Origin of the sequence: Shewanella sp. MEBiC00475, assembly GCF_005234075.1 — a bacterium.
GTDB lineage: Bacteria > Pseudomonadota > Gammaproteobacteria > Enterobacterales > Shewanellaceae > Shewanella > Shewanella polaris.
This window is the reverse complement of sequence record NZ_CP039928.1, coordinates 1,207,099-1,221,598: the sequence shown is the minus strand read 5'-3', so window position 1 is coordinate 1,221,598 and position 14,500 is coordinate 1,207,099. Positions and strand designations below refer to the sequence as shown.

Here is a 14,500-nt window from a genome sequence, read left to right as displayed (position 1 = left end):
TTTATGAACCTCAGGTGTTTGCTTTACGATTAAAGGCTAGATCAATTTTATGTGTTGTCACTCAAAACTGACCCAGAAGAAATTATGTTGTTAGAGTTGCTCAAGTCGTATTTGTAATGGCGACTTGTTCATCCCTTTTGCGACAAAACCTTGCATATCAGCTGGAAGTTCGGCTAAAGCATCAAGGGCTTGTTGCGAATGTGTAAATTCCCCGAACACGCATGCACCTGTTCCGGTCATTCTCGACGGCGCATATTCTACCAGCCAGCTTAAGGCATTGGCAACTTGAGGGTGCCTAGTTGTGACCAATTTCTGACAATCATTTGTCCACTGCTGTCCCATTAAGCTGACAATTTCAAGTTTTGGGGTGTCGCGAGGTAAGCTTGGATCTTGAAATATGTCTTGTGTTGACACATGCACATCTGGCACAACAACTAAGTACCATAGCTCGGCAGGTTCGACGCTAATCAATCGCTCGCCAACGCCTTCTGCAAAAGCTGAAAAACCATTAATAAAAACAGGGACATCAGCACCAAGAACAAGGCCTATTTCGGCTAGTTTTTGTGGCGAAACGTTAGTTTTCCATAGTGCATTTAGTGCCACTAATGTGGTTGCTGCATCAGACGAACCACCACCTAAACCGCCACCCATAGGCAATAATTTGTCTAACCAAATATGCGCACCACCATTATATTGGGTGTGTTTTTTGAGTGACTTTGCGGCTTTAAGAATTAAGTTATCGCTGTCAGCAACAGAATCTGAAATGGTAGAGTGGAGAATGAGCTCTGGCGAGTCGGTGATTTGAAAATCAAGGTAATCACAATGATCAATAAATTGAAATAGTGTTTGTAATTCATGATAACCATCGGCACGCTGGCCTGTAACATGTAAGAATAAATTCAGTTTTGCTGGCGCAGGCCAACGTTTGGATATAGCTGAGTTAGTTAAGTTATGTGAGTTAGTTGAGGTCATGTTCGTTTAACTACCTTATTGATTCGCCAGCACTTAATATTTTACGCTACTTTGTTTTGGCTGCGACGGCTGTCCATTGATTAGTTTGAATTTTTATTTGCACATCTTCGCGTTCAATTTTCAATAATTTAGGCACAATAGCACCGTTTTGTTGTTGCCAACTGAGAAAGCTGACCAACCAATTTGCTTCGGGGTCATGGCTAATTAATTGTTTAATGGTGCCGTCAGGATTATAGCTGATGATGTTATCATTACTACCGACTTGGCCTGTGATCCATAATGGCAGGCTTTCTAAGGGGATTGACCATCCACTGATGCCTGTCAGTAAATCCTGAGCGTTACTGTCTCGATATGTTTTGCCGTCAACATCAAGTGTTGCCATGCCTTGATCTGTCTTAAGAGTTAATACCGTTGTGCCTAATACGGTTGTTAAGCGTAAATCATTGGCCGCTGGTTGATGTAACCAATACAAATTAGTGCTGAATTTGTCCTGAGATGTCTTAACAGCAATTTTACCTTGAAGCTCCCATGCTTTAGCTTGATTCGCATTCGTGACATTGATAGGCGTAAAATCTTCAGATGGGGTTACACTACAACCTGCTAATAAAAGCGCCACGGAAATAAAGGTGATATAAAATAAAGATGTAGATAAGCGCAATGGATTTGCCTAGCAGTTGCTTAAGATGTTCTTATGATACTGGGGTTAAGGCGTTATGTAAAAATGCTTTTGCCAAAATTAATGCGACATTAATGTTATGGTTTATATAATACTTATCTGAACAATCCATAAATATTTAAACATTTATTCGGTTTTGTTAAGCCAATTGTGTTTTTCGTTGGTTCAATTCAGTAGAATAGCCTAATTAACGTCACCGAAAAGAACTTGATATTATCAAATGAGCCTAGTAATAATCGGGATAAACCATAAAACCGCCACGGTAGATTTGCGTGAAAAAGTCGCTTTCTCTCCAGACCGCATTCATGACGCCATGAAAAGCTTGGCTAGTCGCACCCGAACGGGTGAGGCCGTTATTGTGTCTACCTGTAACCGTACTGAGCTATATTGCAATAATGCCGAAAAAGAAGACATTATTGAATGGTTGCAGGATTATCATGACCTAGAACGCAGCGATTTAATGCCGTGTATTTATGCTTATGAAGAACAAGTTGCCGTCCAGCATTTAATGCGAGTCGCATCGGGTTTAGATTCACTGGTATTGGGTGAGCCGCAAATTTTAGGGCAAGTCAAACAAGCCTTTGTCAAAGCTAAAGAAGCGGGCACTATCGCATTAACGATTGATCGCTTATTTCAAAATACCTTCTCAGTGGCTAAAAAAGTCCGCACAGAAACTGAAATCGGTGCCGCCGCCGTTTCTGTCGCCTTTGCCGCTGTTAGTATGGCGAAACACATTTTCTCATCATTAAGTACAACTAAGGTGCTACTTATTGGTGCCGGAGAAACCATTGAGTTAGTCGCCAAGCATCTTAAAGACAATGGCGTTGCTTCTATGGTGGTGGCCAATCGCACTATCGAACGTGCTCAAGCCATGTGTGCAGAGTTTAATGCGACAGCGATAACCTTGGAGCAAATACCAGACTTTCTCGCTAAAGCCGATATCGTGATATCCTCTACCGCCAGCCCGTTACCTATTTTGGGTAAAGGTATGGTCGAAAAAGCGCTAAAACAGCGCCGTCATCAACCTATGTTATTGGTGGATATTGCCGTTCCTAGAGATATTGAAGCAGAAGTCGGTGAGTTAGACGACGCATTCCTTTATACTGTAGACGATCTGCATAGCATAATTGAACAGAACATGGCTTCACGTAAAGAAGCCGCCGAGCAAGCAGAAATAATTACTGAAGAGCAATCTCACCTATTTATGGAGTGGATTCGTTCTTTAGAGTCAGTCGACAGTATTCGCGAATATCGTAGCCAGAGCTTGGCGATTAAAGATGAATTAGTTGAGCGTGCCTTGAGCAAATTGTCTCATGGCAGTAATAGTGAGCAAGTGATACTTGAGTTAGCTAATAGGTTAACCAATCGTTTGATACACTCACCGACACAAGCGCTTACTTCAGCAAGCCGTCAAGGCGATTTGAATACGTTAGGCCAATTAAGATCTGCGCTTGGTTTAGATAAAAACTAAGGTTAGCGAGCTAAATGAAAGAATCCGTTATCCGCAAGCTTGAAGGCTTGCTCGAGCGAAATGAAGAAGTATTAGCATTACTGAGTGATGCGACCGTGATTGCGGATCAAGACCGTTTTCGTGGATTATCAAAAGAATATTCTCAACTTGAAGATGTTGTAAGTAGTTTTAAGGCGTTTCAACAAGCTCAAAAAGATTTTGATTACGCCAAAGAGATGCTTGAAGAAGAAGACGATGCTGAAATGCGCGAAATGGCGCAAGATGAGTATAAACAATCAAAGCAAGTATTAGAAAAACTTGAAGATGAATTACAAGTTTTACTCTTACCCACTGATCCTAATGATGACACCAACGCGTTTCTTGAAATTCGTGCCGGTGCTGGTGGTGATGAAGCGGCTATTTTTGCTGGCGATTTATACCGTATGTATTCACGTTACTGTGAAGCCAACCGCTGGCAAATGGAAGTCATGAACGTTAACGAAGGCGAGCATGGCGGCTTTAAAGAAATTATTGTTAAAGTCAGTGGTGACGGTGCCTACGGTAAGTTAAAGTTTGAGTCTGGCGGACATCGCGTACAACGCGTGCCCGAAACCGAATCTCAAGGCCGTGTGCATACTTCTGCTTGTACCGTAGTGGTATTGCATGAAGTACCTGAAGCTGAAGCGATTTCAATTAATGCTGCAGATTTAAAAGTGGATACTTTCCGCGCGTCAGGTGCTGGTGGTCAGCATGTTAACAAAACCGATTCTGCTATTCGTATTACGCATATCCCATCGGGTATTATTGTTGAGTGCCAAGATCAACGTTCACAGCATAAAAATCGTGCCCAAGCTATGAGTGTATTGGCTGCGCGTATTCAAGCTGTTGAAGATGAAAAAAGACGTAGTGCTGAAGAAACAACGCGTCGTAGCTTAGTGGCCAGTGGTGATCGTTCAGAACGCATTAGAACGTATAATTACCCACAAGGGCGAGTAAGTGATCATCGCATTAACTTAACGCTTTATCGCTTGAATGAAGTCATGGAAGGCGACTTAGATGCCTTACTTGATCCTATCATGCAAGAACATCAAGCAGATATGCTTGCAGCGTTAGCTGACGATTAAGGAGTGCTCTTGCCTCAATCTTCGTATTCAACAATTGCTGAAGCCCTACAATGGGCTTATTCACAATTAGCGGCAACCTCTGACTCAGCACATATAGATGCAGAGGCATTGCTATTACATTGCCTGAATAAAAATCGCAGTTTTTTATATACTTGGCCTGAGCGACAACTTACTAGTGAGCAATTTAAGGCCTATAGCCAGATGATTGCTAAACGTCAGAATGGTACTCCGGTTGCACATATTTTGGGTGAACGCGAGTTTTGGTCATTACCTTTTATTGTTAATGAATCAACCCTTATTCCAAGACCTGATACCGAGATTTTAGTTGAGACGGCACTGAACTTATCTGTGCGTCACAATGCAAGAGTATTGGATTTAGGCACAGGAACTGGGGCCATTGCATTGGCTTTAGCATCGGAGCGACCTAAATGGCGTATCACTGCTATTGATAATGTTATTGGCGCTGTTGAACTCGCCAAAGCTAATCGTGAAAATTTACACTTAACCCAAGTTGAAATTATTCAGTCCGATTGGTTTTCAGCTGTTGAGCATCGCGACTTTGACTTAATTGTGTCTAATCCTCCTTACATTGATGAAGCCGATGAGCATCTTCACTTAGGCGATGTGCGCTTTGAACCGCAAAGTGCATTGACCGCAAGCAATGAAGGTTATGCTGATCTGTATTATATTGCCGAACAAGCGCGAGAACGTTTACTTCCTGGTGGCTATTTACTGCTTGAACATGGTTACGAACAAGCCATAAAAGTACGTGAAAAACTCATTGAGCTCGGCTATCAAAATGTCGCTACGGTACGCGATTTTGGTAGTAACGATCGCTGTACCTTGGGTGAATGGATAAATGAATAATCCTGCAATCACCAGACACATTAACCCTTCTAAATAAATAGTAACTAATTAGCAATAATCACGATATTGGTATACGGCTGGTTGATAGAGTAAACTAGCCGCCTTTTATTTTACCTTTTTTAAATGAGACTTAATTAATGGAAACATTTTACAGTTTATATCCTGCGGTAAAACATACTCATATGACGTTAGTTTTATTGAGTGTGATATTTTTTATCACCCGTTTTGTTTTGCATTTGCGTCAGTCTCCGGTTATGGAAAAAAAGTTTCTTAAAGTGGCGCCGCATGTTGTGGATACTTTTTTATTACTGTCAGGATTTACCCTTTGTTTTATGATCCAGCAGTTTCCTTTTGTGGACCCATGGTTGACCGAAAAAATCATCTGTGTGGTGGCATATATTGCTTTAGGCATTATGGCGCTTAAATCTAACCGTAATAAATTGTTTAAGTTTTTTGCTTTTATCGGCGCAATTGGTTGGGTAGTGTTAGCGGCCAAACTGGCTTATTTTAAACAAGTCGTATTGATGGGTTAATTGGTTTTAATGGCAAAATATCTTCTTAATGATGCAGTTTCTATTCCAGAAACTGCATTCGAACTCACTGAACACCTAGGCTTTTCAGTATCCAAACCTGCTATGTGGGCGTGGTATGAAATGGCCGGTTCAGTATTGAGTCACTACGTAGTTGACCAGCAAGCAAGGCTTGAGGGTCTGTTTAACTGGTTTTATAAAGATTTAGGCTTTTGTGCTCGAGATGACTATTTTAGTGTTGAGGCGGCAGATCTAAGCTATTGCGTGTTAAAGCGTCAAGGTAATAGCACCACCTTATCAATATTATTGATTCTACTGGCAAAGCAACTCGATTTATCGCTTGAGGCGGTTTTATTACCCGGCAATACGGTTCTTAAAAGCCAAATAAATGATGTGGTTAAATACCATGATCCATTAACTGGTCAAGAGCTTAATCGCCATCAACTGCATGCATTAGTACGCGGTGAGTTGGGTAACGCTGCAAAATTAAAACCCAGCCATCTTAAAACGGCTACGCTAAAGCGTTTAATTAGTCGCATGATACATGAGCTAAAAGCGGGTTGTATTGTCAGTCATAAATTTGAACAAGCAATGGAATGCTGTAATTTATTATTACAATGGCATCCTGACGACGTGCATCTTAATCGTGAACGGGCATTTATTGCTCAACAATTAGGTTGTATTAAGGTGGCCATGTCTGATTTGCAACACTTCATCGATTTGAGTCCGCATGATCCGGTGATTGAGCTGGTTAAGATTCAATTAAAGGAACTCAGTCAACATACGCAGGTTTATCATTAATCTTTTGATGAGTCTGTGGCTTAGGCTGCTTTGATAATTCAAAGCAGCTTTATTCGCAAATAGGGCATTAGTCAGCTCATTTTGACAGCATTTAACTGCAGCACTATGCGAATTGAGCAATACTTGATTTTCGCATTAACAATAATAACTAAAAATATAATGTAACTGTAAGGGAGAACACTGCATGACAACATCAGCAATGGTGACCAATGATGCTACCGCACTGGGTATACTCGCCGTTATTCTAGGTTTCGTTTTTTACACTAATTCATCGGCTCATCCTTTTTGGCAAAAATTCTATAAATATATTCCAGCATTATTACTCTGTTATTTTCTACCTTCATTATTAAATACCTTTGGAATAGTTGATGGTAATACATCCAAATTGTATTTTGTCGCATCGCGTTATTTACTGCCAGCGTGTTTAGTTTTACTGATCCTTAGTGTTGATTTAAAAGCGATCCTTGCCTTAGGCCCTAAGGCCGTCATTATGTTTTTAACGGGTACCTTAGGGATTGTCATTGGTGGACCGATTGCATTATTGGCCGTGTCGATAATTGATCCATCACTACTAGGCGGTAATGGTCCCGATGCTGTTTGGCGCGGAATGACAACCTTAGCAGGTAGTTGGATTGGTGGTGGTGCCAACCAAGCCGCAATGAAAGAGATTTATTCTGTCGGCGGCGAAATATTCTCGGTGATGGTGACTGTTGACGTTATCGTGGCCAATATCTGGATGGCGGTACTGCTATTTATGGCCTCGAAAGCCAAAGAGATTGATGCGAGAACTGGCGCTGACACGACCGCGATTGAAGCGTTAAAAAAGAAAGTGGAAAAATATCACGCTGAAAATTCACGTATTCCTTCACTTCGCGACATCATGATGATTGTGGCCATTGGTTTTGGGGTGACAGGTTTTGCGCATTTTGCCGCAGATTTCTTGGGCCCTTTCTTTGAAGCTAATTATCCATGGACTGAAGATTACAGTTTAACCTCAAAGTTCTTTTGGTTAGTGGTGATTGTTACTACCGTTGGTTTAGGCCTATCGTTTAGCCCTGTTCGCCATTTAGAAGCGGCAGGCGCTTCTAAAGTTGCTTCAGCATTTTTATATATTTTAGTCGCGACCATTGGCTTACATATGGACGTGTCTAAAATAATGGATACACCCATTTATTTCCTAATAGGCATTGTGTGGATGTTAATTCACGCAGGATTAATGCTATTGGTTGCTAAACTCATTAAAGCGCCATTGTTTTATATGGCAGTTGGCAGTCAGGCAAACGTTGGCGGAGCCGCATCAGCCCCTGTTGTGGCCGCAGCATTCCACCCCGCATTAGCACCTGTCGGGGTGTTATTAGCAGTATTCGGTTATGCATTAGGTACTTACATGGCTTGGCTATGTGGTCAGTTATTACAAGTTGTCGCAGCGTAATGCGCTAAGAGGATCAAATGGATCAAAAAATTATTCAGTTATCTAATAATGTTCAAGTAGGCAACGATAAACCGTTTGTGTTATTTGGTGGTATGAACGTACTTGAGTCGCGTGATTTGGCTATGTCAATTGCAGAACATTATGTGGAAGTGACCCAAAAATTGGGTATCCCCTATGTATTCAAAGCCTCTTTTGATAAAGCCAATCGTTCATCGATTAATTCATACCGAGGTCCAGGTATGGAAGAAGGTTTACGTATTTTTGAAGAAATAAAATCAACCTTTAATGTGCCTATGATTACCGATGTACACGAGATCGAACAGTGTGCACCTGTTGCTGAAGTAGTCGATATTATTCAATTACCTGCATTCTTAGCTCGTCAAACTGATCTTGTTGTCGCTATGGCAAAAACTGGCGCAGTTATTAACGTGAAAAAACCACAGTTTTTAGCGCCGCACGAAATGCGCCACATTATTACCAAGTTTAACGAAGCCGGTAATGACAACATTATTTTATGTGAACGCGGCAGTAGCTTTGGTTATAACAACCTAGTTGTTGACATGTTAGGCATGGATGAAATGAAGCAAACAGGTTATCCAGTGATCTTTGATGCGACTCATGCACTGCAACGCCCTGGTGGACGTGCAGATTCTGCTGGCGGACGTCGTGCGCAGGCAACTGAACTAGCAAGAAGTGGTATGGCATTAGGGTTAGCGGGCTTGTTTATTGAAGCTCATCCAGATCCTGACAATGCAAAATGTGACGGTCCATGCGCACTACCGCTGCATTTATTAGAGAAATACCTAACGCAGATGAAAGCAGTTGATGATTTGGTTAAGTCATTTGAGTTTATCGATACCAGCAAGTAATTAGCTGGATTGCACTTAGTGCTTATTAGTACCAATTAGTGCACAGTGAGTTCTAATCAATTTAGCCATTATTTGTGTCTTTCATCTAGCTGACAAGATAAGCTAATTGTCCTTGTATAAGCCCTGACTTTTTACAAAGTTTTAGGGCTTTTTAGTAGTTGGGATTAAACGATGTGGATTCTATTTACCTTTCTCGCCGCATTTATGCAGGCGTGGCGCAATGCATTTCAAAGCAAACTCAGTAAAGAAGTCAGTGTTGCAGGCGTTACCTTAGCTCGATTTATTTGGGCGGGACCAATTGCTGCTTGTTATCTATATGGACTTCATCAGTTTCAACCCACTGCATTGCCAAATTTTAGCGGCGCTTTTTTGGGATTTGTTATTGGCGCTGCATCAATGCAAATTCTGGCAACAGGTTTAATGGTTAAACTGTTTAAAATGCAAAATTACGCCATAGGTGCAGGGCTTGCCAAAAGTGAAGCGTTAGTCGCTGCCATTCTTGGCGTGTTATTTTTCGGCACTCAATTATCCGTACTTGGTTGGATTGGCGTTACTGTGGGTGGTATAGCGGTGATGTTGCTCAGCAGCAAACAAGGCTTTAAACATTTGTCCCTTAAAACGGTATTGTTAGGCCTTGCGTGTGGCAGTTCCTTTGCGTTGACATCGCTATGGGTGCGCGAAGCCAGTTTGACTCTACAAGGACCATTCACGCATCGTGCTGCATGGGTATTGCTTTGGGTGATAGGATTACAAACGATAGTGCTAATCGGTTATCTATTGGCTAAAGATAAATCGACATTAACAGCTTTATTACAACGACCTAAACTAACCTTGGCGATCAGTGTCACCAGTTGTATCGGTTCAATCGGTTGGTTCAGTGCCATGTCGTTGCAAGCTGTACCTTATGTCAAAACATTAGGGCAAGTTGAAATATTTTTCACGTTACTCATTGCGGTATTTTGGCTTAAAGATAAAGTAAAAATTAATGATGTAGCTGGCTTAGTGTTAATTGCCATAGCAGCTGTTTTAGTGATGTGGAGCTAATTATCCCGAGTTCAGGTTAATTATTAAATTCTGTACCGAATCATTATTCGTCCAAATATTCTAACTGGACTGGCTTATCTCATCTTGTTAATCGAATTGATGCAAATGGCAGTATCGCATTTAAGATTGACTCAGTTGTAGAACCTTGTTGACGAGCTCCTGATTATTGGGCACTTTAAGGTGATGTGCCTTGGCTTGCTGGCAAATATAGCCATTAATCTCATTAATTTCAGTCAGTCTGTTGTGGACCACATCTTGATACATAGATGAAAAGTTTGCCGATGTTAATTCAATAACCTGATAAACCCTCGCGCTGATTACAGCCTTATCTAATGTTATGCCATCACATTTGGCCACTTGTACAAGTTCATCGATAATGGCACTGATCTGTGATTGATATTCTGTGGCTGCCAATTGGCCATTGGCACATTGATTTAACGCGGTTAACGGGTTTATCACCGCATTAATGGCCAGTTTTTGCCATAGCACTGGTAGTACTGGTTGATGCCATTCAATGGTTTGATGGTCACTGTGAAGTGCCGTTAGGCGTGCAGTTAATTCTTTCGACATAATAGAACCACAGAAATGCCCTAGTTGAGTCACGCCAACCCCACTGTGTTTTACTTGCCACTGATTTAGCTTCAACGCCGCTTGTGAAGTAGTGCCTAGGCTTAATCCTTTTTCGGGGTATTTTGCCAATGCAGCAACAATAGGCTGGTGCGGCCCTAAACCGTTATGGAGCAATACGATATGACATTGAGGAGATAGTTTTGCTAATAAAGGAATAAGTGCTTGCTCGACTTGATAGGCTTTAACACACACTAACAACAGCTCAACTTGTGCTAAGCGGTTATCATCAGTACCCAATATTGTTGCGAGTGTTTCATGGGGATGCTGCTTAAGGTCAATAAAAGACAACTGCTGTAGAGCAGTTTGCTTGTTTCGACCAATAAACACCACATCGTTTGTGTGAGATGCTTGGGCGGTTAGTCTGAGTTTGTGATACATCAATTGGCCAATGGCACCCGCGCCCAATATTGCAATAGGCGCGATATTGGTTTGCGTATTCGGTTGGGCTATTGATGTCATCGCCATAGGGCAGGCCTTATTGAAAGTCGTTTATTAGCTGCTTGCTTTTAATTTACGGTATTTTAGTATTGAAAAATGGAGTAAATAAAACAGTGCAATCCCCGCAAAGTCGGCAGCCACATCGGCAACCGATGCGCTTCTATAAGGTAATCGAGATTGGACAAGTTCAATTAAAATTGCATAAGCGGATAAAGACACACATAAAAAATACCAACGCGGTTTGAAAGCATAATGCGCAAGAAAGGCTAGGAAGAAAAAACTGCCTAAATGGCCGACTTTATCCATGTTAGCGAAAGCTTGTGGATAACTCGGTTTAGAAAAAACCAAATAGCTAGTCACAATGACGGCAACAACCAACGCAAGTTTAAAAATATTCTTATAAGTGATCACGAGCGTTACATTAGCCTTTTGAAACGGGAATAGTGCTAATAATAAGAAACCTGTTCAAAATTGTCACTAATAAACCGCTATTGAAAGTCATTATTGTCCAACAAAGGCTATTTTTGCTGTTATTAATGAGAAATGCTTAACCATTAAACTCAATATAAATGAGCTTTTTAGCGCTAAAATGATTAAAAATAGCTCATTAATGATTTTTTGTTAATAAATACGATATTTGTTATAACAAACAATTACCGCAGAAACCTAAGTTGTACTCCACTATCCTGATAATGGTTGCTAGTGTAAAATAGCCTGATATAAATGTGCGATGGATCAAAGAGGAAAGCGACATGCCTTCTATGGATATAGTGTCAGAAGTTGATGAAGAAGAATTACGTAACGCGGTAGAAAACTCTCGTCGTGAAGTTGCTGGACGTTTTGATTTTCGTGGCAAAGAGATCGAGATTGATTTGAAAGACAATGTCGTCACCTTAAAATCAGAAGACGATTTCATTTGTAAGCAACTGGTCGATATTTTGCGAATACAGCTTAGTAAACGTAACGTTGATCCATCGTCAATGGAAGTAGATGATAAAGCGGTTCACAGCGGCAAAACTTTTAGTTTAAAAGTTAATTTCAAGCAAGGTATTGAATCACTGATTGCCAAAAAGCTAGTCAAGGCCATCAAAGACAGCAAGCTTAAAGTACAAACTGCAATTCAAGGTGACTCAGTACGTATTACGGGTAAAAAACGCGATGACCTACAAGCAGTCATGCGTTTAGCCAAAGAGTCTGAACTTGGCCAACCATTCCAGTTCAACAACTTCAGAGACTAACCCTGAAGTAACAAATACTGCACAGATAAGTGCGGTAGAGATAGCAAAGCCGATAAGGAAACTTATCGGCTTTTTTGTTGGTGATAAAACGAGTTGATCGATAGGTATAGGTAAAAATCAGATGTTTATTGCTAATCGATTACAGCGGCTAAAGTTGTAAGTGTCACCACATCAGATCAAGAGGAATGGACGGGGTAAAAAGAAATTGTGTTGGCTTATAAATCTGTAAGTAAGAAAGATTATCAGCTAATACTCGTGACTATCTTTTCCTCAAATTGATTGATGTCGAAACCTTTTTTGAAAAATAAGACGACATTGGGTATTGAAATGAACTACGCAGGAAGCTTGATGTTGAGGTGAGGGGGTAATTACTATATGCATCAAGGGTTTGAGTATTAAAAGGCAGTAAATTCTGACTGGTTGCACTAAATCAATAGAGGTGATGGGTCAGCAAAAAAAATAGTAAAAAAAGTGAGAAATAAGCGTAAATCGAAGATAGAGGCCTTGAACTTAAGTTACTTGTAAATACTTATTACTGCTTAATGAAGTGATAACGCTCACACCCTGCCTCAAAAAGTAATCAAAACATTCTGATAATATATTAAACCGTACGAGTGTCACAGTACAAAATAAATAGGTACATATAATATGCACCTAAAATGTAGAGTAAAAACTCTACGCATTTCTGTGGAGCAACAATATCATCAAGGCACAGAAGTTTAATCAATTTTATCTATAAAATCATCACTTCTCTGAAGTCTACAAGGCCCTAATATGAACATCTGGAATAGTTTAAAGATCAGCCACAAAATAGGGCTTCTTGCCAGTGTCGCTATTTTTGGATTTGTGATTTTCTTTTTATATCAGCAAAAGCTGGTATCGCAAACCCAGAGCAATATTCTTTTACTTCAACATGAATACACGCCCGTATTAGAGTTGCTTACTAATGCTAAAGAAGGCTTAAACGATGTCGAAAAAAGTCTTGAAGGTGCTGTCACTACAGGGGAAGAAGATTTACTGGTAGAAGCAAAACAAAAAGCTGCAGATGTGCGCGACATATTAACTAATATTGAAGCCAGTAACCAAAACCTCAATATGCCGAAAAATCTTATTGATTTATTCGATAGTTATAACAAAAATAAATATTTTGTAGCCTCATCACTTGTGAGTGGTGATGCCGATTTTAACGTTATTGGTCCACGTTCACAGCAAGCAAATGAAGCTCTCAAAGCGTTGGATAAAACATTAAACGATGCAGTGGATATCATTCATACAGTGTCAAACGATGTAGTGGCTAAAACGCTTGAACAAAATGAAACCAGCCGAATGGTTGGTCTTGTGCTGGGTATTATCTTAATTGTCATTATGGTGGTATCTGGTTATTTACTCACTAGAAGTATCACCAGTTCAATAAAACAAGTAACTGATTCACTTCGCGATATTGTTGAAGGTGAGGGAGATTTAACCAAGCGTGTTGAATACTCTCGTAAAGATGAAGTTTCACATCTTGTTTATTGGTTTAATGAATTTATTAATTCAATGCATAACAATATTAGCTCAACACAAGAGACCATCAATACGTTAGAAATGGTGTCTTCAAGGTTGGCTTCCACCAGTATGGATAGCACTCAGTTAATTCAATCGCAAGATACTGCAATGGCCTCAGTGATGACGGCGGTTCAGCAACTTACTACAAGTGTTGTCTCTGTCGCTGAAAGTGCGTTATTAGCATCAACAGAAGCTTCCAATGCTAATGATACCGCTAAAGAAGGCCGAGACGTTGTGGAGTCAACTGTTGCGAGCATTAATGCCCTTGCTATAGACGTGAATAAAACCGCTGGAATGGTCAGCGAGTTTGAGTTGTTGGCAAATAACGCTGGAGAGTTCTTAAGCACAATTAGTCGCATTGCTGATCAAACAAATCTACTAGCACTTAATGCAGCAATTGAAGCTGCGAGAGCGGGTGAGCATGGCCGAGGTTTTGCGGTTGTTGCCGACGAAGTACGTTCATTAGCATCGCATACACAAGATGCTACAGCACAAATAAAACAAGCGTTAGAAGAAATTCAAAAAGGAGCTTCTTCAGTCGTTGTCGCCATGAACTCTGGTCAGCAAAGTGTCAATACAACAGTGACCGAATCGGAAAAATCAGGTCGTTCGCTTGATGATATCACCCGTAAAGTTGAACGTATTTTGAGCCTAAACAAACAAATCGCTGATGAAACAGATGAGCAAAAAGTCACATATGAAGCGATATCCAACAGTATTACCGATGCAAATCATATTTCCTCTTCGGTTAGAGATGGCGCCGACGTTATTTTGCATGAAAGTAAAGAAATTCAAAATGTAACCCAAAGACTAGGTCAAGTGATTAATCAATACAAAGTCTAAATCATAACATGTTGAATGCAGTGTTTACCCACGCGTTA

Annotated in this window: 14 protein-coding genes; 10 read left to right on the top strand and 4 right to left on the bottom strand. The window is 40.6% G+C overall.

Features of this window, described 5'->3' with window-relative positions; all coding sequences use genetic code 11:
• Window positions 1-90: 90 nt before the first annotated feature.
• Window positions 91-972 carry a 4-(cytidine 5'-diphospho)-2-C-methyl-D-erythritol kinase gene (gene ispE, locus FCN25_RS05350; protein ID WP_137222675.1) on the bottom strand — a complete coding sequence of 294 codons (882 nt, stop codon included), beginning with the start codon at window positions 970-972 and terminating at the stop codon, window positions 91-93.
• A gap of 46 nt (window positions 973-1,018) precedes the next feature.
• Window positions 1,019-1,630: a lipoprotein insertase outer membrane protein LolB gene (gene lolB, locus FCN25_RS05345; protein WP_137222673.1), complete on the bottom strand. Its 612-nt coding sequence runs from the start codon at window positions 1,628-1,630 to the stop codon at window positions 1,019-1,021.
• A 238-nt stretch (window positions 1,631-1,868) separates the two neighbouring features.
• Between lolB and hemA the strand changes: the two genes are divergently transcribed.
• From hemA to FCN25_RS05305, 8 genes are all read left to right on the top strand, one after another.
• Window positions 1,869-3,119: a glutamyl-tRNA reductase gene (gene hemA / locus FCN25_RS05340; protein WP_137222671.1), complete on the top strand. Its 1,251-nt coding sequence runs from the start codon at window positions 1,869-1,871 to the stop codon at window positions 3,117-3,119.
• A 14-nt stretch (window positions 3,120-3,133) separates the two neighbouring features.
• Window positions 3,134-4,222 (top strand): peptide chain release factor 1, encoded by a 1,089-nt coding sequence (prfA, locus tag FCN25_RS05335; protein WP_137222669.1) that lies wholly within the window; start codon window positions 3,134-3,136, stop codon window positions 4,220-4,222.
• A gap of 9 nt (window positions 4,223-4,231) precedes the next feature.
• Window positions 4,232-5,089, top strand: a complete 858-nt coding sequence (prmC, locus tag FCN25_RS05330; protein WP_137222667.1) for a peptide chain release factor N(5)-glutamine methyltransferase — start codon at window positions 4,232-4,234, stop codon at window positions 5,087-5,089.
• Between the two features lie 137 nt (window positions 5,090-5,226).
• Window positions 5,227-5,622, top strand: coding sequence for a SirB2 family protein (locus tag FCN25_RS05325; RefSeq protein ID WP_137222665.1), 396 nt, complete (start codon window positions 5,227-5,229; stop codon window positions 5,620-5,622).
• Between the two features lie 9 nt (window positions 5,623-5,631).
• Window positions 5,632-6,420, top strand: a complete 789-nt coding sequence (locus FCN25_RS05320) for a tetratricopeptide repeat protein (RefSeq protein ID WP_137222664.1) — start codon at window positions 5,632-5,634, stop codon at window positions 6,418-6,420.
• A 184-nt stretch (window positions 6,421-6,604) separates the two neighbouring features.
• On the top strand, window positions 6,605-7,852 hold the full coding sequence (locus FCN25_RS05315; protein WP_137222662.1) for a DUF819 domain-containing protein: 1,248 nt from the start codon (window positions 6,605-6,607) through the stop codon (window positions 7,850-7,852).
• A 17-nt stretch (window positions 7,853-7,869) separates the two neighbouring features.
• On the top strand, window positions 7,870-8,721 hold the full coding sequence (kdsA, locus tag FCN25_RS05310; RefSeq protein ID WP_137222660.1) for a 3-deoxy-8-phosphooctulonate synthase: 852 nt from the start codon (window positions 7,870-7,872) through the stop codon (window positions 8,719-8,721).
• A gap of 171 nt (window positions 8,722-8,892) precedes the next feature.
• Window positions 8,893-9,765: a DMT family transporter gene (locus tag FCN25_RS05305; RefSeq protein WP_137222658.1), complete on the top strand. Its 873-nt coding sequence runs from the start codon at window positions 8,893-8,895 to the stop codon at window positions 9,763-9,765.
• A gap of 120 nt (window positions 9,766-9,885) precedes the next feature.
• Here the strand turns inward: FCN25_RS05305 and FCN25_RS05300 are convergent, their stop codons facing one another.
• A complete protein-coding gene (locus FCN25_RS05300; RefSeq protein WP_254693722.1) occupies window positions 9,886-10,860 on the bottom strand; it encodes a ketopantoate reductase family protein in 975 nt (324 codons plus the stop codon).
• Window positions 10,861-10,887: 27 nt separating this feature from the next.
• A complete protein-coding gene (locus FCN25_RS05295) occupies window positions 10,888-11,244 on the bottom strand; it encodes a VanZ family protein (protein WP_137222656.1) in 357 nt (118 codons plus the stop codon).
• A gap of 341 nt (window positions 11,245-11,585) precedes the next feature.
• On the opposite strand from FCN25_RS05295, the gene FCN25_RS05290 reads away from it, so the two are divergent.
• Both FCN25_RS05290 and FCN25_RS20885 read left to right on the top strand, forming a co-directional pair.
• Window positions 11,586-12,071, top strand: a complete 486-nt coding sequence (locus FCN25_RS05290; protein WP_137222654.1) for a YajQ family cyclic di-GMP-binding protein — start codon at window positions 11,586-11,588, stop codon at window positions 12,069-12,071.
• Between the two features lie 774 nt (window positions 12,072-12,845).
• Window positions 12,846-14,462, top strand: coding sequence for a methyl-accepting chemotaxis protein (locus FCN25_RS20885; protein ID WP_175405828.1), 1,617 nt, complete (start codon window positions 12,846-12,848; stop codon window positions 14,460-14,462).
• Window positions 14,463-14,500 lie beyond the last annotated feature (38 nt).